Consider the following 23,480-nt stretch of genomic DNA (forward strand, 5'->3'; position numbering starts at 1 on the left):
CCTCCTTGCGAAAGGCACACCATGAGCGAGCCCTCCACCACCACGGTCGTCGAGCGCACGGACGGCGGTAGCCGGTACGAGATCCTGGTCGACGGCCGGCGCGCCGGTCTGACCGCCTACCGTGACCTGGGCGTGCGACGCGTCTTCTTCCACACGGAGATCGACGACGCCTTCGCCGGCCAGGGGCTGGCGCCACAGCTGGTCCAGCAGGCACTCGTCGACGTGCGCGCGTCCGGGATGCGGATCGTTGCGGTCTGCCCCTACGTCGCCAAGTTCCTCAAGCGGCACGATGAGTTCGCGGACATCACGGACCCGGTCACACCCGATGTCCTGCGGTGGCTGAAGGCGCAGCTCGGCTGAGTGGTCCTGCCGGCGGACGGCTGCCGGTCGGCTGCCGGACGGCTGGTGGACCGCGGACCCGGCGGCTTCGGAACGCGCCGGAACGGCCTGCTCGGTCGGGGCGTTACGGGCAGTCAACTGCCGTCTGTGACACCGGAGTCGCGGAACGCCGGGGCACGTTCATCTCGTGGGCGCGTCAAGTAATGATGCTCATGTAGGTGACGCGGCATCAACTTGACCGAACGGCTCCGTCACCGGGCCCGCGGGCCCTCCGCATGCGGATGCCGATCCCGTTCGTGACGTGGTACCGGCCGATACGGCGTGGTGATGGGCCGGATCGGCCTCAGGTCGTTCGCGGTGTTCGCCGTACCTATCCAGTACCTCAGCGGTGAGCGTCGTCCAGGACGTCACGCAGTGCCCAGTAGGCGGGTTTCGCCTCGTATGCCGCGTCCCAGGGAAGAGCGTTCCCCGGACTCGGGGGATAGTGTCGCAGGTCGGCCGTGGAACCGTACTTGTCGGTGAAACCCCAGGTCGAGAACGAGGTGCAGTTGGGTTCTTCGCCGCAGACCGCGAGTTTCCCCGCCAACTGGCGGGCCTGGACGTCCTCTTCGTCCTCGTCGACGAGGACGTCCGCCTCCGAGACCCGGGCCTTCAGGCCGAGTCCGGCCAAAGCCCGGACCTTGCGTCGGAAGACCTCGGGGTCGGTACGGTCGCCGACGGCGTATTCGTGGTCCTGGAAACCGACGCCATCGATCGGAACGCCCCGCTCCTTCAACCGGATCAGCAGCGCGTAGAGGGCATCCCAGCGTGGACCGTCCTCCTCCACCCCGTACTCGTTGAGGTACAGCACCGCGTGCGGGTCGGCCTCGCGGGCAGCATGGAAGGCGATGTCGATGTACTGCTCACCCATCGCTTCGAACCACAACTGTGGCCGCACGCCCCGGTTGCCGTTGGAGTAGTCCTCGTCCTCGTCGGACATGGGCTCGTTCACCACGTCCCATTCCGCCACCTTCCCCCGGAAGTGGCCCGCTACCGCGCGTATGTGCTCCACCATGACGCGCCTGCGTCGCTCGTGCGTCATCTCGGCGCGCATCCATGCGGGCAGGGCTTCGAACCAGACGAGGGTGTGGCCGTGCACCTTCATCCTGTTGGCCTCGGCGAAGTCCACCAAGGTGTCGCCTTCCGCGAACGCGAACACGCCCCGTCGAGGCTGGACGAACTGCGGCTTGAAGTCGTTCTCCGGCGTGAGCATGGAGAACTCCTCACCCGCCGTCCGGCGGTAGGCGCTGTCAGTCAGCAAGGGGCCCGCGGCCAGGGCGGTTCCCATGCGGATCGGGCGTGGGAGAACCGCCGCCAGATCACGCATCGCATCGCTGGACCGGGGCACTCGCAGGCGGGGCGCGTCCACGACGGACATCCGGCCCCGTCCCAGTGACCGCGCGTGGAGATCGCTGAGGGTCCAGCCCTTCCCGCGCACTCCCGCATCCGCGCCGAACCAGATGCGGCCGCTGCCGAAGACGTCCCGCGCGGGAACGGTTCCCACGACCCTGCCGTCGGCCTCCAGCACAAGCCTGTCCGCGCGGACTTCGACGGCGAGGCGGACTACGCGCCCCAGGCCGCTCCCGAAGGTCCGGGTCATCGCGGGTCTGTCGGAGTCCCCGTCCCAGCGGTCGATCCGGAGCCTCCCGCCGACCACGCCGATGCGTACGCCGCGCCGTTCGTAGCGCCATTCGTCGTAGACGACCGGCGTCTCACCGTACAGATGCAGGTAGGCATCCGTTTCATCCGTGCGCCGCAGGCCCGCTTCGATCCGGACATCCCCTCGGAACACCATGTGGGGACCGCGCAGGTTCACCGGCGGGTTCGGCTGTCCGCCGGTACCGTCCTGGCGGGTGATGCGCCGGTCGAGGGGTGTGACCCGTACCCCTGTGCGCGTGGGCTTCGCGCCGGCGAAGTGAGCCCAGTCCCTGCCGTTCAGGAGGTCCTCCACAGGTCCCCCCGCGGGCGCGGAGGTGCCGGCACGGTCCCCCGAGACACCGGCGACCAAGGCACACGCAACCGCGATGACAGCGCTCTTGCGAAACCGCATGAACAGCAGCACTCCGTATCCTCATGCCGTCTTCCGACGGCATCGCCGCCCTCAGCCACACCGTCGCCGAGCACCGTCCTCCCCAGGCGCGGCAAGAACGGTGCGCAACCGATCGCGCCGCCGGGCTGTGACTGATCGCCATTGTCTCAGGTGCGAGTGAGGGACCGTCGGCCGAGGACCGATCGGGAACGACGGCCGGAAAGCGGTCGGTACGGTCGGCGCCGACGGCCCGGTCGAACGCTTCAGCCGTGCCCTCGCCGACCGGGGCACCGTCCGCGACCTCGTCGACGTCCAGGCCGCCTCCCGACACCGCTCCACCGCCGACCTCGCATCCCTGGGCCGCCGGTGCGCCCACGACGAGTTCAGCCTCGAAGACCTCCGGGACCGGCTCATCGGCGCGGACTGGTACGAGGACGAGGAGAGCGCCTGGGGCGAGGGCGAGGGCGAGGGCGCGGAAACAGGAACGGTCCGGGTCAGCGGGAGTTGCTCCAGCCGCCTGTGCCGGCGGAGTACGAGTCGAGCAGGTCCACCACGAAGACCAGGGTCGAGCCCGCCGGGATCAACGGCGAGGGCGACTGGTTGCCGTAGCCGAGACGCGGGGGAACCACGATCTCGCGCCGGCCGCCGACCTTCATCCCCCTCAACCCCCGGTCCCACCCCTTGATGACCCTGCCGCTGCCCAGGGCGAACTTGAAGGGCTGGTCACGGTCCCAGGAGGAGTCGAACTCCTTCCCGGTCTCGAAGGTCACCCCGACGTAGTGGACCCTGACCACCGTGCCCGGCTTCACCTCGGCCCCGTCCCCGACGACCAGGTCCCGGACGGTCAGTTCGGCAGGCGCAGCACCCTCCGGGACGTCGACCTCGGGCTTCGTCAGTTCACTCATCGCAGTTCCGTCACTCTCCGTCGCAGACCCATGTGCGGGCCGACCCGGCCCATGGACACTCCATGCGGCAGAGGATCACGCTAACGCGCACGCCGGTTTCCGGAGCGCGGGCTTGGCGTCGCGGGTGGAGCCGGACGTGGGCGTAGGAGCCCAGGCGGGAAGCCTGCACGGTACGGTGCACGATGTTCTGCGAGGTCTTCGACCGGGAGACGTGCCCATGTAAAGTGAAGAACGCCCTTGACCTGCACAAAGCAGGCAGGGAGCCGACTTCCAGGAGTCCAACGTGCTGCGCACCATGTTCAAGTCCAAGATCTAGCGTTTGGGTGTTTCCGCAGATCAGAGGCCTGATCGCGGCCTCCAGGTCAGCAAACGGTCAGCATCGGACCGGACGGTGTCCGGCTTGCTGACCTGCGCCTACGGCAGGGGCCTGCTGCGCCGCCCGGCGCCCTGCTCGGAAGGCTAGATACGTGGCTCGACAGCTCGCTCGTGGGATGGGGTCCTTCTTCCAGGTGGCACATCCCGTCCATGGGCGTCCACGTCAGTCCATGACGGGCGCAATATGGCAGGCAGGGCATCGCGGTTCGGGGGAGTCGGCGTAGTTGGTGACAGGCGCGTGAGAGCGCCTATGACAGTGGAGTTCCACGAGAAGCACCGCAGGTGCGGCCCGGCGGGGCTTTTGGATGATGGGTTTCTGTGTCTGTCATGGGCATCGTTGCATTCGAGTTCTCCACTTTCGAGTACCCGGAGCACCGACGCGGCGGCGGCACGACCTTTACGACCGGTGCGGGACCACCGGGCGTCCAGGCGGACGGGAGGCGCGAACCGGCGGCGTGTATCAGCGCAGAGGCGCTCGTCCTCCTGCGACAGGAGGGCTTCGGCGGTTGTCCTGAATGTGGAGGGAAGGCAGAACACAGGTGTGCCCCGTGCAGTTCTCGTGGTGGCTCTGGCCGGATAACGCCTCTGGGGATCGCCGTCCCCTCGGCCAGACTTGTTGCCTCACGCCACATGTGCACCGCTGCTGCGGTGGCCCGTGCCCGGGAGGCCCCTGATGACGTCAGACGTGAGGCCGGACGAAGACGGGGCGGTGACCCCGCCCGGACGGCGGCGGCCTCCCGGTGACCGCGTGGCTCTGCGCGGTGACCTGCGGTCCGCCCTTCCCGACGCCGGCGCGGCGGTGGTGGTCACAGTGCTCGTGTTCGCTCTCCTGTGGGCGCGCATGGAATCGGGTGCTTCGGACACCGTCGCGGTCATGCCGTTCATGGACGATGCCGGCACCTACTGGATGTATCTGCTCAGCCAGGCGTTCGGCTGGTCGGGGCTGCTGTGGGCGTGGGGCACGGTCACGTTGGGTCTGTTGTTGTCGGGGCCGCGTCCCGCCCGGCTGCCGGTCTCCCGGCAGGTGCTGGAGCGCTGGCACCGCACCACCAGCCTGACGACCATGGCGCTGATGTTCGCGCACGCCCTGATGTTCGCGGCCGAACTCGTGCGCTACGAGACGAAGGTGGACTGGGCGGAACGGCTGTGGGTGGCCTTCGCGGACAGCTTCGTGCCGGGCTGGTACGACTCCGGAACCGGAAGGATCGCCATCCCGCTCGGACAGGGGGCCCTGTATCTGGCGATTCCGCTGGGGCTGCTGTTCTACGTCCGGCACCGCATCGGAGCGAACACCTGGCGGCGGCTGCACCGCCTCGTGATCGTCGTGTACGTGCTGAGCGTGTGGCACACGCTGCTGTACGGGACCAACGTCTGGTACGGGGAGTGGCCGCGCACCGTGCTGTGGCTGCTGCAACTGCCGGTCGCGCTGCTGCTGTTGCTGCGTCTGCTGAGACCGGCCCGGCGGGCGGAACGGCTGGGGTCGGTCGGCGGGGGCACGGCCCGGCCGGGATGGTGGCTGCGGGTGGCGGGACGGGTCGCCGTCGCGGCCGTCGTCGTCGGGCTCGTCGTCGTGGTGGTGTCGGGCCGTGACGGCGGACGGGACCGTCCGACCCATCCGCCCGCGACGGCCCCGCACGCCCAGGAGACGGACTGACGGCCGGCACGGCGTACCGGGGTGGGATGATGGCCGGCGACAGGGCGACGGCGGAACGAGGAAGCCGGTGTGAATCCGGCGCGGTCCCGCCACTGTGATCGGCGACCGAGTCCCGACAGGCCACTGCCCGGCGACGGGTGGGAAGGCCGGGACGAGCATCGACCCGGGAGCCAGGAGACTCACGCGGTCGCCTCCTCAACAAACCACCGGGGCGGATCTCCCCGGAGAGAGGGACGGCACCGCATGCCCGCAACGCCGACCGGACCAACGACTGACGACGAGAGGCCCGCGAGGGTCACCGGCCCCGTGCCGTGCCGCATCGTCGTGTGCCGCGACTGCTGCTGCGGCACCCCGAAGGTGACCGGCGTCGACCACGCGGACCAGACCGAACGCCTGCGTGCCGCAGCACCGGTACGCGTCTCCGACTGCCTCGACGTCTGCGAACACGCCAACGTCATCGTCGTACAGCCCTCCGCGGAGGGCCGGGCAGCAGGTGCCCGGCCAGTCTGGCTGGGGCTGGTCAACGACCCGGACGCGACCGAGGACATCGTCGCGTGGATCCGCACAGGCGGTCCTGGGGTGGCGCCCCGGCCGGACATTCTCGACCTGTACGCCATCACGCCGTCGCGACGGCGTACGGCCTCCTGAGCGTGTGGCCGGAGAGCCGGAAGGAGGACAGGACCGTGCACCACGCCCGTGCCTCGGCCGCCTCCGTTGCCGCCGCCCTGCGTGACGTGGCGGGACTCGGCGGCTTCTTCGCCCTGCACGTCGGCGGACGGGACGACGGCTGGCATCCGGTCGCCCGCTCCTACAGGGCGGGTTTCGCCGATCTCGCCGAGGCCGTCGCACGCCGCCACCACACTTCGGAGCCGCGCGTCGACGTCTCCATCGCCCAGCTCGGGCACGCCGCCCGCCTCTGGTCGCCGGCCCTGGCCTGCGTCGTCCTGCACGGAATCGTCCCCGCCCTGGAAGGGCTGGAGCGGGCCGACGACGGGCCGGCCCTCCGGGTGCCCCGCCCGGCCGGCTGGTACGCCGACCGGCTCGACGACGGCACTGCCCGCGCCCTGTACCAGCAGGTGACCCGTCACCTGTCGGCACTGGCCGACGGACTGCGCGTCAAGGTCGCCCCGCGTCTGCTGGACGGCAACTCGGCGTCGGCGCTCGCCGGGGCGGCCCACGCCCTGCTCGCGCTCCGTCCCGCCGTACGCGGGCCGCTCACCGACCTCACGACCGCGCTGCTGGACACCGGACGCCTGGTGGGCACCGGAGTGCTCACCGGCCCTGACCTCGCGTTCCGCCGCCGAAGCTGCTGCCTCTACTACCGCGCGCCGAACGGCTCGAAGTGCGGTGACTGCGGGCTGGCCGAGGGTGTGCCCCGCTGAGCCCTGCGATGAGGTACTTCCGTTTCGGGCTGTGCCGCTCACCGGGCCGGAAGCCGTGCGCCCGGCCCGGTGAGCCGGGAGTCAGGAGCGGGACAGCTCGTCACGGATGGTGCGGGCGGCGGCCACGGGCCGCCTCGAAGCCGGTACGGCCCCGACCAGGCCCACGAAACGACAGGAGCGCCACGACGTGCCGACCCCACCCGTACCGACCACAGCATCCGAGAGTCTTCCCGGAAAGCAACGGCCCATCCTGCTCGACGCCGCCTTCCTGCGACTGTGGACGGGCGCCACAGCATCGGGTCTGGCGACCTGGGCCCTGCCGTTCGTGCTGGGGTTCGCGGTGCTCGACCGCACGCTCACCGCCACCGACCTCGGCCTGCTGCTCGCGGCACGCACCGCGGGATTCCTCGCCGCGGTGCCCGTCGCCGGGGTACTGGCCGACCGGCACTCCCGCCGGGGCGTCGTGCTGTGGGCGGGACTGGCGGCGGGGGCCGCGGCACCGCTGATCGTCGCCGGACTCGGCCGCTCGGTCCTGCTGATGGCGGCGGCCGCAGCCCTGGCCGGCGCGGGTCAGGGCGCCTGCCGGCCTGCCTTCCAGGCCCTGACCGCCGAGGTCGTCGACGCCGGCCGCAGGCAGCAGGCCAACGCCGCCATGACCCTCTCGGTCCGGGTCACCACCCTCACGGGCCCTTCGCTGACCGCCCTGCTCGCCGTGTTCCTCGACACCCGGGCCCTGCTGCTGGGCATCGGGCTGCTGTGGCTCGTCGCCGCCCTCGTACCCGGACCGGGCGCCCGTGCCGAGACCGAGGAGACTGCCTCCGCCGAACGACCCGAACGGGTGTCGTTCCTGGCCGAGTTCGCCGACGGCGTCCGTGAAGCCCGCAGGCACCCGTGGTTCCTCGCCGGGCTGGCGGCCCTGACGGCCGTCATAGCCACCGGCTACTCCGCGACCGGCGTCGCCCTGCCCCTGGTCAGCCGCGATGAGTACGGCACCGAGGTCGTGCTCGCGGGTGCGATGACCGCCTACACCGCCGGGGCGCTGGCCGCGGCCCTCCTGATCGCCCGCTGGCGCCCGCGGTCGGCGGGCTGGACCGCTCTGGCGGGCCTCGCCGCCTACGGCTTCGCCCCGCTGAGTCTGATGGTCCCTGTACACCCCGTGGTGGTGATGGCCGCCTACGCCGTCGCCGGCATCGGCATCGAACTGTTCAACGTGCCGTGGTTCACCGCGACCCAACGCGAGGTCGCACCGGACAAGCTCGCCCGGGTCTCCTCGTTGGACTTCCTGCTCTCCTACGGTCTCGCCCCGGTCGGACTGGTCCTCATCGCGCCGGCCATCGACACCTTCGGCACCCGCGCCGTCCTCGCAGTCTGCGCCCTGACCTGCTTTGCCGCACCGGCCGTCGCCGCCCTGGTGCCCAGCGCCCGCCACTTCTCCCACAGGTCCGAAACGCCGTCCGGAGCCGAGCGAGAAGCCAGGAGGGCCGCCTGATGGGGCAGTCTCGGGTCATGCACTCACTCAGCAGCAGCACCCAGCCGCCTGCTCCCCCCCGCGCTTCCGTGCGTCGTCCCCGACCGGGTGTCCGGTGAACGGGAGCAGGAGGCCCGTGCCCCTCCTGGCACGGGACGGAGCCGTCGTCCTCACCGGCTACGAGAACACCGCCGACGCCCTCGTGGTCGCCGCGGCCCGCGTCCTCGGCAGCCGCCTGCGTGAGCTGTACCCGCATCGCGTGCGCACCTCGCAGGACGCCGGTCCCGTCCACCTGCACGCCGACAGCTTCGACCTCGTCGTCGACGTCGGCGGCGTGCCCAGCAGGCGGCGCCACCCGGATGAGGACCACGTCCTGATCCAGTACGTCCGGCCCGCTCGCTCCGGGGGCGACTCCTGCGCGCTCGACGCGTACGGCTTCGTCGACGGCCTCGCGTCGACCGACCCCACCCTCCTGGACTTCCTCACCGGCACCGACGTCGACCTGTACGGCAAGTGGGCGGGACTGCGCGGACTTCCCTCCACCCCACGCGTCGCCCGGCACGTCGAGTACACCCGCACCGGCCGCCGCATCGTCCGCCGCACCGACGGGGCCGTCCCCCTGCACCGTGATCCGGACACCGACCGGGTGCGCGCCATGCTGACCCGCTTCGACGAGACCGTGCACGCCCTCGAACCGACCCTCCCGCGCTTCCGGCTTGCCGAGGGCGACATCCTCGTCCTCGACAACTACCGCTGCCGGCACGGCCGCGACGCGCACACCGGTGAGCGCACCGTCCGCATCCTCACCCTGCGCACGGCCGACGCCCGCTGAGTGAGCCTCCACTGCGGTGGCGCGAACCAGCGCCTCCGCAGGGAGAGAAGGCGTGGGAACACGCACTAGGCTGCAAGTGCCTCGTGGGGGAAGTCCGGTCGAAGTCCGGCGCTGTCCCGCAACGGTAGGCGGAGTCCCGTACGGGGTTCCGTGAGCCCGATTACCCGCGGTGGTGAAGCTCCTGTCAATCGCCGTGGACTGCGAGAGGGCGCTGCGCGGGGCGCCCGGCGCCCGGAGCTGCTCCTTCGATCACGTAGGTGCACGGCCCGAGGCGAAAGCGATCCGCCTGTGGCCACGCTCCGCGACCGCACACCCGCCGTACCGCACCGCACCACGAGCGGCGGGCCCCCACCGCCCCGGCGCGTCCCGTTGCCCCTGCTCGTGACCGGCCTGTGCGTCGCGCTCCCCGTCTCCCTGGCCTGCGGGGCGGGCATCGGGGCGTCGGGACTCTCGTGGGGCGAGGCGCTGCACTACCTCTGGGCGGGGCTGACCGGTGGGTCCATAGCTCCGGACGAGGTCTCCTCCTACGTCATCGTGTGGGAACTGCGCTTCCCGCGGGCCGTGTTGGCGGCGGTCGTCGGCGCCGGTCTGGCGGCCGTGGGCGTCGCTGTCCAGGCCATGGTCCGCAACGCGCTCGCGGACCCGTTCGTCCTCGGCATCTCCTCCGGCGCGGGCGTGGGAGCCAACGCCGTGCTCATCTTCGGCGCCTTCGGCGCACTCGGTGTCTGGGCGCTGTCCATGGCGGCGTTCCTCTCCGCGCTCGCCGCCATGGCACTGGTGTACGCGGTCGCCCGGACCCCGCGGGGCCTGACACCGCTCCGCCTCCTGCTGACCGGTACCGCGATGTACTACGGCTTCTCCGCCGTGACCACGTTCATGGTCTTCGCCGCCGAGCACGGTGAAGCGGCCCGCTCCGCCATGATGTGGCTGCTCGGCAGTCTGGGCGGCGCGAACTGGTCCTCCGTACCGATCGCCGCGGGCGCGGTGCTCGGCGGCCTCGTCCACCTCGGATGGTCGGCCCGGCGCCTGAACGCCCTGGCGATGGGCGACGAGACCGCTGCCGCACTGGGAGTGGACCCCGGGCGGCTGCGCAGGGAACTCTTCCTCACGACCGCCGCCGTCACCGGGGCGGTGGTCGCGGTCAGCGGGGCGATCGGCTTCGTGGGCCTGATGGTTCCGCACGCCGCCCGGATGCTGGTCGGGGCGGACCACCGCCGGCTGCTGGCCGTCGCGCCCCTGGCCGGCGCCGTGCTGCTGGTCTGGGTCGACATCCTGTCGCGCGTGGTGCTCGCCCCCGCCGAACTGCCGCTGGGCGTATTGACGGCAGCGATCGGCGTGCCCTGCTTCGTCCTGCTCATGCGCCGCCGCACCTGCACCTTCGGAGGCGCGTGATGCAGGTCGACATCGACACGGTCACCGTGGAGATCTCCGGCACGCGGCTGGTGGAGGACGTTTCGCTGCGGGCGGGCAGCGGTCAGGTCGTGGGACTCGTCGGGCCCAACGGCAGTGGTAAGTCGACCCTGTTGCGATGCGTCTACCGGGCCCTGCGTCCCACGGCCGGTGCGGTACGTCTGGACGGCGACGACCTGCTGGCCATGAACACGCGCGAGAGCGCACGCCGGCTCGCCGCCCTTCCCCAGGAAGCGGTCGCGGAGTTCGACTTCACGGTGGCCGAGGTCGTGGCCATGGGCAGGCTGCCGCACCAGGGGGCGGTGGCCCGGGACACCGACGAGGACCGGCGCACGTGTGCCGCCGCGCTGGAAGGAGCCGGCGCCGGCCACCTGGCCCACCGGGGCTTCCTCACGCTCTCCGGCGGCGAGAAGCAACGGGTCCTGATCGCCCGCGCACTCGCCCAGCAGCCACAGGTCCTGGTGCTGGACGAGCCCACCAACCACCTCGACATCGCCCAGCAGCTGGAGGTCCTGTCCCTGGTCCGGGCCAGCGGGCTGACCGTGCTCACCGCGCTGCACGACCTCAACCTCGCCGCGCTCCACTGCGACCTCCTCCACGTCATCGACGGCGGACGGATCGTCACCTCCGGCGCCCCCCACGACGTCCTCACGCCCGTCCTGCTGGCCGACGTCTTCGGCGTCCGGGCGCACCGCGTCCCCCACCCCGAAACAGGCGCGGTCCAACTGCTCTTCGACCGTCTCCCCACCCAGTAGCCCTCTCCCCGGTCCCCTCGAAGGAGTCACCGTCCCATGCCCAACCTCATACGCCCCGCCGCCCTCGCCCTCGTCCTGGCCCTCACCGTCACCGGCTGCGGAGCGGACGTCTCGTCGGAGGAGGGAAAGCGAGACGGCGCCCGGGCCTCCGGCAGCCACTATCCGGTCACGGTCGAGAACTGCGGTGAGAAGAGGACGTTCGAGAGGGCTCCGCAGCGCGTGGTCACCAACGACGTCGGCATCACCGAGATCATGTTCGCCCTCCGCCTGGAGGACCACATGGCCGGATACGTCATGCCCGACGACAAGGGCGACCTCACCACGGTGCCGTGGAAGGACGGTTACCGGAAGACCGAGTGGCTCTCGAAGGATCGCATCAACAAGGAGCTGGTCTTGGACGCCCGTGCCGACCTGGTCTTCGCGGGCTGGAACTACGGCTTCAACGAGGGCGAAGGCTTCACGCCCGCCGCGCTGCGTCGCCTGGGCATCGACTCGTACCTGCTCAGCGAGTCGTGCCGCAACGGACAGGGCAAGGCCCGCGGCGTGATGCCACCGCTCGACGCGCTGTACACGGACCTGCGGAATCTGGGCAAGGTGTTCGACGTCGAGGAGAGGGCCGAGACCCTGATCACCGAGTTTCGCGAGCAGGTGGCCGAAGCACAGGCGGAGGCACCGAAGGGCGCCGACCGGCCGCGTGTGTTCCTCTACGACAGCGGGGAGGACAAGCCGTTCACGTCCGGTGCCTTCGCGGGGCCCCACGACATCATCACCAAGGCCGGCGGCGACCACATCATGAAGGACCTCCAGGACAGCTGGACCACCGTGGGCTGGGAGACGGTCGTCGCCCGCGACCCCGAGGTCATCGTGATCAACGACTACGGGGACATCACCGCGGAACAGAAGCGGAAGTTCCTCACGTCCTACAAGCCGCTCGCGAACGTCTCCGCCGTCAAGAACGACCGGATAGTCACCCTCGACTACGTCGACCTCGTCGAGAGTCCGCGCAACCCCGCGGCCATCAGCTCACTCGCGGCGGACCTGAGGAACCTCCGCTCCTGAGCCCCGGGCCGTCTCGGCCGACCGTCCGAAGTCCGGGAGAGCCGACCCTCCGCCGTCACGCGGCAGGGAGGCGAAGCCGGCACCTTCCCGGCTTCTTCGTCCCCTCCGGGAACCGAGCGCCTCTTCCGTCCGACTGCTGTGAGGAGGCGGGGAGGTGGCATGGAAGGGCTGGATGTCCGGATGTCGGGCGTCGTGTGCCGGCACGGCCGGGTCGAGGCCGTGCGCGACGTCGATCTCGACATCGTGCGCGGGCAGCGAGTGGCGCTGACCGGTACCAACGGGTCGGGCAAGACCACGTTGCTGCGTGCCGTTCTGGGGCTGCACCGGCATGGCGCGGGCCGGATCCTGGTGGGTGGCCGGGACACCGGGAGCGCCACGGAGTGGGCGTGGCGGCGACAGGCGTGCGCGTGGATCCCGCAGAAACCGGCGACCGGCCGTTTTCCCTTGCTGGCAGGCGAGTTGCTGGCCAGCGGCGGTGCGCGTGCCGAGGCGGCGGAGGCGGCCGACAAGCTCGGGGTCGGGCATCTCGCCGACCGGCCGTTGCATACATTGTCCGGTGGTCAGCTCCAGCGCATGTACCTGGCGCGGGCGGTCGGCTGTGTGGCGGCGGGGGCGGGCGTCCTGCTCGCCGACGAGCCGACCGCCGCCCTCGACTTCTCCGGTCAGGAGGAGGCGGCCGACGTACTGCTCTCCCTGCCGGTGACCGTCGTGGTCGTCACGCACGACCGGGCTCTGGCCGAGCGCTGCGACCGGGTGCTGGAGATGGCCGCGGGACGTCTGCGGGAGGTCCGGTGAGCGCCCTGGCCGCGGCCGACGTCGGTCAGCTCCTGCAACTCGTGCCCGTCCAACGGGCCGGTATCGCCCTGCTGGTGGCCGCGGTCGGGCTGCCGGTGATCGGGGTCGTGATCGTCGGCCTCGACATCATGCCGGTGCGGTTCGCGATGATGCATGTCGCACTCCTGGGCATCGCCGTCGCTCTGCTGACCGGGCTCGATCCCATGCTGTGCGCGCTGGTGGCCTGCGCGCTCGCCGGCGCCGGAGTCGCTCCGCTGGCCCGTACCCCGGACGGTCTGTCAGGTGCCATGGGTCTGCTGATGAGTCTGGCGATCGCCGCCGCCCTGCTCGTGCTGGCCGTCTCCGGCGTCAACGCGGCGGGCGCCTTCTCCCTGCTCTGGGGATCCATCCTCTCGGTCGGTATTGCCGACCTGTGGCTGCTCGTCGTGTTGGCCGTCGTCGTACCGGCTCTTTTCTGGTGGCGTCGCAGAGACATCGCGCTCCTCCTCTACGACCGTGAACTCGCCCTGGCCTCGGGCGTGCGGGTCGACCGGCTCACCCTCGTGCTGCTGGTCCTGGTCGCGGTGTCCGTCGCCGGAGCCATCAAGCTCACCGGTGCTCTCCTCGTCGACGCGCTGACGCTTCTTCCGGCCCTCGCCGCCCGGCGGCTGGGCCGCTCCCTGCTGTCCATCACCGTGTGGGCGGTCGGCATCGGCGTGGTCGTGAACCTGACCGGGTTCCTGGTCGCGCTCCGGTTCGACTGGCCGCCCGGGCCCGTCCTCGTCCTTACGGCCGGCGTGGTCGTCCTCGCCGTCCATCTCGTACCCGAACGGAGAATCAGCTCATGGCGCGCACCCGCGTCCGCATCACTCCCCTCCTCGCACTGAGTTTCAGCGCGGCCCTCCTGCTGACGGCCACCGGCTGTGGTGGGGAAAGCGACACGTCGTCCTCCTCATCCGACGCGGACGCGGCGGGGAAGGGCACCGGCCCGGTCGTGGTCGCCACGACCAGCTGGGAAGGGGCGTTCGCCAAGGCCGCCGGCGCCGAGGACGTCAAGGTCATCGTGCCGGAGTCGGTGCAGCACGCCCCCGACTACGACCCGAAACCCTCCGATCTCGCGGCCGTGGCGGACGCCGACTTCGTGTTGTACGCGCCCTTCGAGCCGTACGCGGAGAAGTTCAAGGAAGCCGCCGGAGGAGACGCCGAACTGGTCGAGGTCGATCTCGACAACGACGCGGACAAGGCCAAGGCCGAGGTGACCCGGCTGGGCAAGATGTTCGGCACCGAGGACACCGCCGCCGAGTGGATCGCCTCGTTCGACACCGAGTACGGCAAGCTGCAGAAGGACCTCAAGAGCGCCTGGCCGGACGCCAAGGCGCCCACCGTCGTGGCCCAGGTCTTCTCCGCCTGGTCGGCGAAGCTGGCCGGGGCCGAGGTGGTCGGCACGTACGGCCCCGAGGCCGTGACGGCCAAGCAGTTGTCCGACCTGTCCAAGAAGAGGCCCCAACTGGTGCTCGACAACGTGCACATGACGACCGGCACCGTGCTGCCCGACTCGGGCGCGCGTCAGGTGGGGATCGTCAACTACCCGGACAAGGGCATGGATCTGCTGACCGTCTACAAGAACGCGGCGACGACGCTGGAGAAGGCGATGAACGCCTCCTGAGCCGTGGCACCGGACGACAAGGGCCGCTCGGGGAACACTCCGAGCGGCCCTTGTCGTCCGGCGGGTCAGCCGGCCGAAGCCTAAGGCTGCTGCTGTCGCTCCGCTTCGGGCGTGCACCGTTCCCGCAGTACCGCCCGGTCCGGCTTGCCGGCCGGCGTCAGGGGCAGCTCACTCAGCACCAGCAGGCGCTCGGGGTGTTTGCGTCGTTCCAGACCTCGCGTGTCCAGGTGGGCGCACAGTTCCTCCAACGTGGGCGCCGCCTCGTCCCTGGGCACGACGCAGGCCGCGAGCCGCTCGCCCATCAGCGGGTCGGGCACGCCGACGCAGACCACGTCCCGGACCGCCGGGTGCGCGGCCAGTTCGACCTCGACCTCGGCGGGGCTGATGTTCGCACCACCGCGGATCACCACGTCCTTCAGCCGTCCGACGACCCGGAGCGTGCCATCGTCGTCGATGAGACCGAGGTCCCCGGTGCGCACCCAGCCGTCCTCGGTGCGGTAGCGGGTGTCGAGGTCGGGGGCGGCGACGTAGCACAGCGGTGTCATCGGGCCACGGGCGACGATCTCACCGACCGTGCCCTCGCCGACCTCCCGCAGCTCACGGGTGCCGGGGACGGCGATCCGTATGTCGGCGACCCGGGGGTCGGGTTGTCCCGCGGCGATGCCGGGCCGTTCGTCGCCATCGGGGGAGCCGTGCGTCAGCCCGGTGTGGCAGTTGACGCCGTCGGCGGAGCCGTAGAGATTGACGACCGGGCAGCCGAAGGCCAGGCGGGCCTCGGCCGCGGTGGCCTCGTCCAGGGGCGAGCCGCCGACGACCACGGCCGTCGGCGGGGCGAACGGCCGGTGTCCGCCCTCCGCGATCCGGTCGAGCATCATGCGGATCATGGTCGGTACGCCCAGGACGTGGGTCGGTTCGTGTTCGGCGAGCGCCTCCAGGGCGGCCTCGGGGGTGAAGTGGTCGAGCAGGACCAGGGTTCCGCCGTGCCGGGCGAGGGTGACCGGGGTGCCGTTGCTGCCGAAGGCGGAGGCCAGCGGGACCAGGAAGAGGCAGCGCGGCGGGCGCCCGTCGGGTATGAGGGAGCCGAGGAAGTTGCCCCGGCCGCCGGCCAGGGCGTTGTGCGAGTAGGCCACCATCTTCGGCTCGGACTCCGACCCGGAGGACACGAGGATGCGGGCGGCGGTGTCGGGATCGGGACGGGCCGGCAGGAACGTCTTCGGGTCGGTGCGCATCAGGGCCGACAGCGGGACGGCTCCCTCCGGTGCGGCGCCCGCCGGCCCCGCGGCGACGACCGTCCGCAGGGCGGGCAGTTCACCCGTCAGCTTCAGTAGGTCGGACGCATGGTGGTTGCCCCGGTGTTCGGCTGCCGCGATCACCGCGACCGCCTCCGATCTGCGCAGCAGTGAGGCCGCCTCGCGCCCGCCCCGCCCGACCGGGAAGGGCAGTGCCACCGCGCCCAGGGCGGCGAGCGCGAGGTCCGCGACGACGGCGTCGCGGCCGCCCGGCAGCTGGACGCCGACGATGTCACCGGCGTGTATCCCGAGGCCGGAGAGCCCGGCGGCCAGACATCGGGCCTTGCGGTCCAGCGCGGTGTAACAGAGTTTCCCCTTGCCGTCGAGGACCGCCGTACGGTGCGGGTCGGCGATCTGACGGGCGCGGTAGAGGCTGTAGAGGTCCAGGTCGGGGCAGGTTCCCTCCACGGCCCAGGTACGGCGCAGCGTGGCGGGCAGCAGGTCGTGCAGGGCGACGGTCATGCGAACCTCCAGGGGGCGGGGACGGCGGGGGAACCGTGGGCGTCGCGGCTGACCGGGCCGGAGGAGAGCAGGTCGGCGAGGTCGGTGACGACCGGGACGGCGGCCGTGCCGCGCTCGTGCAGCCGCTCCAGCGCACGGGCCGTGGAAAGGTGGTGCGCGTCGTGCGGGAGGGCGGCGTGGGCGGGCAGGGCGATCCAGCCGTCGGCCGTGGGCACGGGCCGACGGAATCCGGCCGGCCGGCGCGGGTCGAGGCCCTGGGCCGCGCGGATCCGGGCCGGCATGGTCAGTACGTCGGCCGCCCCCAGCAGCGACGAGTCCACCCGCACACCGGCTCCCGTGCGCTGACGCAGCAGCAGCCCCGCGAGGACGGCCTCGGCCCCGAGGAGTCCTCCGAGCACGTCGAGCAGTGTCATCAGGGACGGTACGGGCGGTTCGTCCGCGGGCCGCACCGCCTCGCCCACTCCGGTGCGGGCCTGCACCATGAAGTCGGTGCCCATCGGCGCCCCGGGCAGCCGGTCGGCCCAGCCGCTGGTGTACGCGTAGACGAGCGCGGGGTTGTCGGCGGACAGGTCCTCGTGGTCCAGGCCGAGTGCGGCGGCCTTGCCCGGCGCCCAGTTGTGCAGGAACACATCGGCGTCCGCCGCCATCGCGCGCAGCCGCTCGCGGTCCGCGGCGGACTTGATGTCCACCTCGACGGCCTTCTTGCCCCGGTTGAGGGCGAGCCAGCGGGCCGAGACACCCGAGCAGGCCGGCGGCATACCGCGCAGCGGATCACCGCCCGGCGGCTCGATCCGCACCACTTCGGCGCCGAGCAGCCCCAGCAGATGCGCCGTGAGCGGTGCTTGGATGCGGCGGCCGGCCTCCAGGACGGTCATGCCGGCCAGCGGGGCGTCGACGGGCGGTGGTGCGCCGGAGCCCGAGTACGACGCCTCGTGCGCCGTCAGCTCCCAGGGTGGGGCCCCGTCGTGCTCGGCGGCCCGTTCGGTGAGCGTGTGCAGGGCGCACACCTCGGCTCCGGAGGCCCTGGCCGCTTCCCGGACGCGCTCCCAGCGGTGGCCGCGGGCCGCACCGTGCAGCTCTCGCGGGAAGGGCGCGCAGGCCGTGGCGTACCGGAACTGGAAGGGACGCCAGCCGCGCCGCACCGCGTCCGCCGGTGCGTCGAGGGCACGCCAGAAAGCGGCCCACGCACCAGGATCGAGCGTCTCCAGCTCGAAGACGATTCCGTCGGCGGAGGTGAACGGCGGGCCGCCCGGTGCGATCTCCGCGGCCTCAGCCTCTTCCGCTCCGGCCGCGGCGAGGTACTGCGAGACGGCGAGCAGTCCGGCCCGCTCGACGCTCACCTCGATGCTTGCCACCTGTGAGCCGCGGGCCTGGGCGAGGAGCCCGGCCAGCAGGCCCTGCACGGTCAGAACACCGGCGGCGGTGGCGGCGTAGTCGGCAGCGAGCCCGCGGGGCGACCCGTCCCGGCGGCCGTGCACGGCCATGATGCCCGTCGCCGCCTGCGCGGTCGCCTCGTCGACGGCGCGGTCGCCCCACGTCACGTGGGCGGTGATGCCGCCGCACTCCGGTCCGACGAGTGTCATGCGTTCGCCGGAGCGTCCGGTCTCCTCCGCGCCGAGCAGCCGTAGGTGCTCCGCGACGAGTCCGTCCGCCGGCCCCGGGGGGCCCGAAGCTTCCAGACGCAGTCCGTCGAGGGGCCGGGACGTCTGCGCGACGGCCGGTGTGGCTGGTGGTGCCATGCCTCTCCTTTCCTGACGCGCGGGAACCCGGGGGCGATCACCCCCGACCGGTTCCACGAACAGACAGTCGGACCGGCGAGAGCCGGAGTTCCCTGAAAGGTGGGGGAGACATGCTGGACGAGACGCTCGGCGACCCGCAGTGTCCGCCGGAGGTGCGGGAGTTGAAGGAGCGGGTGGCGGACTTCGTCCGCTCCCGGGTGGTGCCGTGCGAAGGCATTCTGGACAGTGGTGGCTCCGACGCGGCCCGGACGCTGCACCGGCTGCGCCGGGAGGCGAAGGACGAAGGGCTGTGGGCACTGCCCCTTCCGGTCGAACTGGGCGGTCAGGGGCTTGGATTGCGGTCGTACGCGCATGTCGCGGAGGCGGAGGGCGCCAGTGATCACGGACCGGCGGTCCTCGGGTCGGCTTCCCTGCTGGACGCGCTCATGCTGCGGCGGCACGGCAGCCCGCGTGTGCGCGAAAGCTACCTCGCGCCGCTGGTCGCCGGAGAGCTGCGGGCCGGCTACGCGATGACCGAGCAGGACGTGCCCGGCACCGACCCGTTCCTCACCGCCACCCGCGCCGTCGACACCGAGGACGGCTGGCGGCTGACGGGACGCAAGTGGTTCGTCAGCGGAGGCGACACCGCCGACCTCGTCACCGTCCTCGCGCGCACGGACGGGCGGCCCCCGGAGCGCGACGGTCTGTCCCTGCTGTTGCTCCCGACCACCTCTCCCGGCTTCCGGGTGGTGCGCGAGCTGCCCGTGCTCGGTGCCGCCGGACAGGCGGAGATCGCACTCGACGGTGTCGCGGTGGACACTGACCACCTGATCGGTGAACGCGGCCAGGCCCTCGCCGTCGCCGCCGAACGGCTCCAGCTCGGCCGGACCCTGCGCTGCCTGCGCTGGCTCGGCCAGGCGGGCCGTGCATTCGACCTCATGCGGGAACGCGCCGTCACCCGCTCCCGCTCCCGCGGCCCGCTCGGCGACCTGCAACTCGTCCAGCGCCACGTCTTCGAGTCACTGCTCGCCCTCCGCACGACCCGGCCGTTGGTCCACCAGGCCGTGTCCCGGCTCGACGCGGGCGTCGACGCCCATGTCGAAGTAGGGCTGGCCAAGGTCGCGGCGGCCCGCACGCTCCAACTGGTGGCCGACGCGGCGATACAGGTCCACGGCGCGGCGGGGCTCGGCCCGGACACCGCGCTCCCCGCCCTGTTCCGCACGGGGCGCGCGGCTCGCATCCTCGACGGCCCCGACGAACTGCACATCACCTCCGTGGCACGGCATGTGCTGCGTGCGGAGCGGGCCTAGCCGGTGCCACCGGCCACCCGGCCGGTGAGTTCCGCGAGGGCGTACGCCAGGAAGAAGTCGCCCCAGATCAACTCGTGCCGGACGGCTGTTCCGGCCGTGAGGTCGTAACAGCCTTCCAGGAGGCGGCCGTCGGTGGTCAGGTGCCGGTCGACCAGCGTTTCGAGGAGGCCGACGGCCCGGTCCCGGCGTCCCAGTCGCAGCAGAGCCAGCGCGGTGATGGCGGCGGCGGAGGTGTCGAGGGGGCTGCCGGGGTGAGCGGTGTCGGCGAGCGGTACGGAAGAGGCCGGCGTCAACGTGTCGAAGAGCGCGGCGAACGAGTCGCCGTCCGGCAGACAGGCGCCTTCGGCCAGGGCGAGCAGCAGCCACGCCGGACCACGGCTCCAGCCCGGTGGGGGATCGGCGCAGGCGGTCCAGCCGGTCGCCTCGGTGTGCAGCCACGACCACGAGGACGGTTGGCTCCCGAGGCACAGGTCGAGATGCCGACGCAGATGGGAGCGGGCGGCCTCCGCGTCCACCGTGGCCAGCAGCGGCACCATGCCGGGTACGCCGTCCACGCGGGCCATCAGACGCGGCCCGCCGAACGCCGACCCCCACGGCACGAGGCCCAGTTCCGGATCGAAGGCGTCCCGGCAGGCCCGCGCGCCCCGGTTCCGGATCCGGTCTCCGTCATCGGCGAAGACGGTGCCGTACCAGAAGATCAGTCCCCGGGCGGAGGTGTCCGCCCCGGCCCAGTCGGCCAGGCGGGCCGTGCACGCCCGTGCGGCCTCCCGGTCCGAGGGGTCGCCGGTGTGCCGGGCGCGCAGCCACAGCAGTCCCGCCCAGAAGCCGCCGGTCCAGGAGCCGCGCGCCGTCGTCCTCCACGTGCCGGTGTCCGGATCCGCGTAGAGGGGGAACCGGTCGCCGACCTCGATACGGGTGATGGCGACCCTGGCGAGGACGGAGTCGAGCGCCGGGGCGGCCCAGTCGGGTAGCGGGTCCGGTTCCACGCGGCCCGCCCGCCGGTCCTCGGACGGGGAAGCGTCCCCGTCCGGGCGTGCCTTCATGACCGCACGTCCGACCGGCGTTCCCGCACGGACCACAGCAACGCCACCACACCGGCGCCCGCGAACTCGGCCGCCACGAGAAGCCACCCGCTTCCGTACCGGCCCGCCTCGGCCAGCACCCCGAACATTGGCGGACCGACCGCGAACCCGGCGAAGAAGCCCGCGGAGACCAGCGCGGAGTCCTGGCCGGCCCGGCCCGGCGCGGCGCGCTGCATGACGAGGACCATCGACACCGCGTTCGCTGCCACGGCGAACACCCCGACGGCCACGGCCGCCACCCACACCAGCGGGCGAGCGGACAACGAGCCCGCCAACAGCAGGGCCGCCGCCACCGCTCCGACGGCGAGCGAGCCTGGCAGCCAGACCGCCCGGCCGGGATGCCCCGCCACCTTCGACCAGCCCAGCCGGCCCGCGATCCCGGAGACACCGAGCACGGCCACCAGCGCCCCCGCCGCCGTGGGACCGAGCCCCAGACGTTCGGTGCCGTACAGCGACAGGTAGGTGTTGACCGAGGCGATGCCGCAGCCGAGCAGCAGCGAGAACACCATCAGCCACGCGGTCATCCCGCGCGGCACCCAGATGGCCGGAGTGGACTTCGCGGGCGGGTCGGCGGGCAGGGCGCGTGCCGCCCACACGGCGGCCACCGCCGCGGCGCCGGCGGCGGTCCAGACGGCGCCCCGCCACCCGGTCAGACCGGCCAGTGCCGCGAGCGGCAGCCCGGCCGCGAACGCCCCCAGCTGTACCCCCGACTGCTTCATGCCGGTCACCGAGCCGCGCCGGGCAGGCGGTACGGCGGCGAGGATCGCCTTGTTCGTGGCGGGGTTGGCCAGCGCCTGCGGCAATCCGCCGAGCGCGACGGCGGCCAGCAGGAACCCGGAGCCGGGAGCCGTTCCGATCAATGCCAGCGCGACCGCGGCCACGGCGAGCAGGGCCACCAGGCAGCGCCGGGGCCCCACCCGGTCCACCACCCGGCCGCCGGCCGGGGAGAGCACGGCTGCCGTGGCGAACCCGACGGTGGTCGTCAGCCCGAGCACCGTCGGCGAGACGCCGAGGTCCGCCACGAGCCGCGGGCCGAGCGCCCCGAGCAGGAACAGCTGCATCATCGAGAAGGCCATGGCACACGTCAGCAGCGTGGTCAGAGCCCTTGTCGCTCCTTCCCCGATCGCCGAACCCGCCTCGTTCCGCCCGGCCTGCGCTGTCCGTCCCGTCGTCACAGACGCACCTCCTTGGGGAGGCAGTCGAGGGCAACTCTCCTGGAGTTCCCGGGGGTTGGCGTGACATGAATCACCGGGAGCGCATTGAGGCGCGGGCCCGGGAACTTCTCGTACTCGCGCAAGACGATGCGCCGGAAATGCAAGGATGAGCCGCCATGGGCGCTGGGTGGTGTCTCCGCACGACACGGGCCGCGGTGTTCGCGGCCGTCTGCGTGCTGCTCGCCGCCCTGGGGCACGTCATGATGTCGGGCTCCTCCGTGCCCTGGTGGGCCCTCGCGGTCGCGGTGGCGGCGTGCGGCGGGACGGCGTGGTGCCTGGCCGGCCGGGAACGCGGGCTCCTCCTCGTCTCCTCCGTCGTGGTGGCCGCCCAGTCGGCACTGCACGAGTGGTTCTCCTACGCGCAGGAACTGTCGACGTCGTCGATGTCCGTGGGCGGCACGGCTCACGGCACGCCCTCCACGCACCACATGGCCTCCATGGCTCACACCGGTCACGCCATGCACTCCATGACCCATGACGGATCCGCCGTGGTGCCGACGGGTGCCATGGACCCGGTGACGGGAATCGGCCACCTCATGGGCGGCGAGATGTCCTCCCCGGGCATGCTCGCCGCCCACTTGCTGGCCGCGCTGCTGAGCGGCCTGTGGCTCGCGCACGGCGAACGCGCGGCCTTCCGCATCCTGCGGGCCGTCGCCGGACGGCTGGCCGCCCCGCTGCGACTGCTCCTCGCCCTCCCGGCACCTCCGCGCCGCCCAGGCGTCGTCCTGCGCCGTGGCCGCACGGACCGCAGTCCACGCCGGCTGCTCCTGGTGTACGCGATCACTTCTCGGGGTCCACCCGCGGGAACCGCTGTCCTCTGAGACAGCCGGTTCCCCGACACCGTCCCGGGCCTCTCACGCCCGAACGGCTTCGGGCACCAGGGGTGCGCCGCAGTAGAGGCGTACTCCTGCCACCCCCTGCCCACACCGGATCCGCCGTGTGCCCCGAGCCGCCCGGTCCGGTCTCCGGATGTCCGCGTGCCGGCCCTCCGGACCCCGAAAAGGACACCTGGTGATCAGTCCCGCTCCTCCTGCTGCATGCGACAGGACTTCGCACCCCACGAGAACACCTGAGGAACGCAAGTCGGCCGACGAGCTGATAACGGCCTGGGCGCTCACCGCCCGCAGCGGTGACCCGGAAGCCGTCGAGAAGTTCGTTCGCGCCCTCCAAAGAGACGTCCGGCACTTCGTCGGGTACCTCGGCGCCGACCCCCAAGCCGCCGACGACCTGGCTCAGGACACCTTCCTGCGGGCCCTGGGCAGCCTGCACCGTTTCGAGGGTCGCTCCTCCGCCCGCGTCTGGCTGCTGTCCATCGCCCGCCGGGCGGTGATCGACAGTTACCGGTACGCGTCCGCCCGGCCGCGTCTCGCCGACACCGAGGACTGGCAGTCCGCCGCCGAACGCGCCCAGGAGCGCGGTCTGCCCGGCTTCGACGACGGCGTCGCTCTCACCGAACTGCTGGACGCGCTGCCCGCCGAACGCCGTGAGGCGTTCGTCCTCACCCAACTCCTCGGCCTTCCCTACGCGGAGGCGGCCGAGCTCAGCGGCTGCCCGGTCGGTACGGTCCGCTCCCGGGTCGCCCGGGCCCGTGCCACGCTGACGCGGTTACTGCACGAGGCGGAACGAGCCGACCCGGTGAGGGCTCCGGACTGACCGGGTGTCCTGAGCGGCCCGGGCCGACCGCTGGGGGCCTCGCAACCGGGCCGTGCGGGACTCGC

Annotated in this window: 21 protein-coding genes, 1 pseudogene and 2 riboswitches; of the genes and pseudogenes, 16 read left to right on the plus strand and 6 right to left on the minus strand. The window is 72.0% G+C overall.

Annotation, left to right across the window (positions count from 1 at the left end):
• Positions 1-21: 21 nt before the first annotated feature.
• Positions 22-360, plus strand: a complete 339-nt coding sequence (locus tag IF28_RS0128975; RefSeq protein ID WP_030226211.1) for a GNAT family N-acetyltransferase — start codon at positions 22-24, stop codon at positions 358-360.
• A gap of 361 nt (positions 361-721) precedes the next feature.
• Here IF28_RS0128975 and IF28_RS0128980 read toward each other — a convergent pair whose 3' ends face one another.
• Positions 722-2,329, minus strand: a complete 1,608-nt coding sequence (locus IF28_RS0128980) for an endo-1,4-beta-xylanase (protein WP_234325368.1) — start codon at positions 2,327-2,329, stop codon at positions 722-724.
• A gap of 346 nt (positions 2,330-2,675) precedes the next feature.
• Here IF28_RS0128980 and IF28_RS40310 point away from each other — a divergent pair.
• Positions 2,676-2,861, plus strand: a pseudogene (locus IF28_RS40310) (hypothetical protein); the annotation flags it as partial.
• Positions 2,862-2,901: 40 nt separating this feature from the next.
• On the opposite strand, the gene IF28_RS0128985 reads toward IF28_RS40310, so the two are convergent.
• A complete protein-coding gene (locus tag IF28_RS0128985; RefSeq protein WP_030226216.1) occupies positions 2,902-3,312 on the minus strand; it encodes an FKBP-type peptidyl-prolyl cis-trans isomerase in 411 nt (136 codons plus the stop codon).
• Between the two features lie 1,048 nt (positions 3,313-4,360).
• Here IF28_RS0128985 and IF28_RS0128990 point away from each other — a divergent pair.
• The 11 genes from IF28_RS0128990 to IF28_RS0129040 all read left to right on the plus strand — a co-directional run bounded on the left by IF28_RS0128990 (position 4,361) and on the right by IF28_RS0129040 (position 14,687).
• Positions 4,361-5,341, plus strand: a complete 981-nt coding sequence (locus tag IF28_RS0128990; protein WP_030226219.1) for a ferric reductase-like transmembrane domain-containing protein — start codon at positions 4,361-4,363, stop codon at positions 5,339-5,341.
• A gap of 54 nt (positions 5,342-5,395) precedes the next feature.
• Positions 5,396-5,522: riboswitch (cobalamin riboswitch) on the plus strand.
• A gap of 62 nt (positions 5,523-5,584) precedes the next feature.
• Positions 5,585-5,989 (plus strand): hypothetical protein, encoded by a 405-nt coding sequence (locus IF28_RS0128995; protein ID WP_078621501.1) that lies wholly within the window; start codon positions 5,585-5,587, stop codon positions 5,987-5,989.
• A gap of 35 nt (positions 5,990-6,024) precedes the next feature.
• A complete protein-coding gene (locus IF28_RS0129000) occupies positions 6,025-6,723 on the plus strand; it encodes a (2Fe-2S)-binding protein (protein WP_030226226.1) in 699 nt (232 codons plus the stop codon).
• A gap of 187 nt (positions 6,724-6,910) precedes the next feature.
• Positions 6,911-8,212 carry an MFS transporter gene (locus IF28_RS0129005; RefSeq protein WP_030226228.1) on the plus strand — a complete coding sequence of 434 codons (1,302 nt, stop codon included), beginning with the start codon at positions 6,911-6,913 and terminating at the stop codon, positions 8,210-8,212.
• Between the two features lie 115 nt (positions 8,213-8,327).
• Entirely contained in the window at positions 8,328-9,023 is a 696-nt protein-coding gene (locus IF28_RS0129010) for a TauD/TfdA family dioxygenase (RefSeq protein ID WP_234325369.1), read from the plus strand.
• 86 nt (positions 9,024-9,109) lie between these two features.
• A riboswitch (cobalamin riboswitch) is annotated at positions 9,110-9,189 on the plus strand.
• A gap of 122 nt (positions 9,190-9,311) precedes the next feature.
• Positions 9,312-10,415 (plus strand): FecCD family ABC transporter permease, encoded by a 1,104-nt coding sequence (locus IF28_RS0129015; protein ID WP_030226232.1) that lies wholly within the window; start codon positions 9,312-9,314, stop codon positions 10,413-10,415.
• Positions 10,415-11,188: an ABC transporter ATP-binding protein gene (locus tag IF28_RS0129020; protein ID WP_030226235.1), complete on the plus strand. Its 774-nt coding sequence runs from the start codon at positions 10,415-10,417 to the stop codon at positions 11,186-11,188. The genes IF28_RS0129015 and IF28_RS0129020 overlap by 1 nt, the downstream gene beginning before the upstream one ends.
• Positions 11,189-11,224: 36 nt before the next feature.
• On the plus strand, positions 11,225-12,247 hold the full coding sequence (locus tag IF28_RS0129025) for an ABC transporter substrate-binding protein (RefSeq protein ID WP_030226237.1): 1,023 nt from the start codon (positions 11,225-11,227) through the stop codon (positions 12,245-12,247).
• 159 nt (positions 12,248-12,406) lie between these two features.
• Positions 12,407-13,042 carry an ABC transporter ATP-binding protein gene (locus IF28_RS0129030; RefSeq protein WP_030226239.1) on the plus strand — a complete coding sequence of 212 codons (636 nt, stop codon included), beginning with the start codon at positions 12,407-12,409 and terminating at the stop codon, positions 13,040-13,042.
• Positions 13,039-13,908 carry a metal ABC transporter permease gene (locus IF28_RS0129035; RefSeq protein WP_030226241.1) on the plus strand — a complete coding sequence of 290 codons (870 nt, stop codon included), beginning with the start codon at positions 13,039-13,041 and terminating at the stop codon, positions 13,906-13,908. The genes IF28_RS0129030 and IF28_RS0129035 overlap by 4 nt, the downstream gene beginning before the upstream one ends.
• Entirely contained in the window at positions 13,866-14,687 is an 822-nt protein-coding gene (locus IF28_RS0129040) for a metal ABC transporter solute-binding protein, Zn/Mn family (RefSeq protein ID WP_030226244.1), read from the plus strand. The genes IF28_RS0129035 and IF28_RS0129040 overlap by 43 nt, the downstream gene beginning before the upstream one ends.
• A gap of 80 nt (positions 14,688-14,767) precedes the next feature.
• Here IF28_RS0129040 and IF28_RS0129045 read toward each other — a convergent pair whose 3' ends face one another.
• Both IF28_RS0129045 and IF28_RS0129050 read right to left on the minus strand, forming a co-directional pair.
• Entirely contained in the window at positions 14,768-16,438 is a 1,671-nt protein-coding gene (locus IF28_RS0129045; protein WP_030226245.1) for a class I adenylate-forming enzyme family protein, read from the minus strand.
• Positions 16,435-18,177: a CoA transferase gene (locus IF28_RS0129050; RefSeq protein WP_030226247.1), complete on the minus strand. Its 1,743-nt coding sequence runs from the start codon at positions 18,175-18,177 to the stop codon at positions 16,435-16,437. Before IF28_RS0129050 ends, IF28_RS0129045 begins: the two co-directional genes overlap by 4 nt.
• 110 nt (positions 18,178-18,287) lie before the next feature.
• Between IF28_RS0129050 and IF28_RS0129055 the strand changes: the two genes are divergently transcribed.
• A complete protein-coding gene (locus IF28_RS0129055) occupies positions 18,288-19,466 on the plus strand; it encodes an acyl-CoA dehydrogenase family protein (protein WP_030226250.1) in 1,179 nt (392 codons plus the stop codon).
• Here the strand turns inward: IF28_RS0129055 and IF28_RS38865 are convergent.
• Complete coding sequence (locus IF28_RS38865; RefSeq protein ID WP_030226252.1) at positions 19,463-20,509, minus strand: hypothetical protein; 1,047 nt, start codon at positions 20,507-20,509, stop codon at positions 19,463-19,465. The two genes, IF28_RS0129055 and IF28_RS38865, sit on opposite strands and share 4 nt — an antisense overlap.
• On the minus strand, positions 20,506-21,624 hold the full coding sequence (locus IF28_RS0129065) for an MFS transporter (RefSeq protein ID WP_037894202.1): 1,119 nt from the start codon (positions 21,622-21,624) through the stop codon (positions 20,506-20,508). The genes IF28_RS38865 and IF28_RS0129065 overlap by 4 nt, the downstream gene beginning before the upstream one ends.
• A 254-nt stretch (positions 21,625-21,878) precedes the next feature.
• On the opposite strand from IF28_RS0129065, the gene IF28_RS0129070 reads away from it, so the two are divergent.
• Together IF28_RS0129070 and IF28_RS0129075 are read left to right on the plus strand one after the other, a co-directional pair.
• Positions 21,879-22,583 (plus strand): hypothetical protein, encoded by a 705-nt coding sequence (locus IF28_RS0129070; protein WP_030226259.1) that lies wholly within the window; start codon positions 21,879-21,881, stop codon positions 22,581-22,583.
• A 190-nt stretch (positions 22,584-22,773) separates the two neighbouring features.
• The gene (locus IF28_RS0129075) at positions 22,774-23,415 is read left to right on the plus strand and encodes a sigma-70 family RNA polymerase sigma factor (RefSeq protein WP_030226262.1); all 642 of its coding nucleotides are present in this window, start codon (positions 22,774-22,776) and stop codon (positions 23,413-23,415) included.
• Positions 23,416-23,480: the final 65 nt, after the last annotated feature.

The organism is Streptomyces sp. NRRL WC-3626 (assembly GCF_000718785.1).
Lineage (GTDB): Bacteria > Actinomycetota > Actinomycetes > Streptomycetales > Streptomycetaceae > Streptomyces > Streptomyces edwardsiae.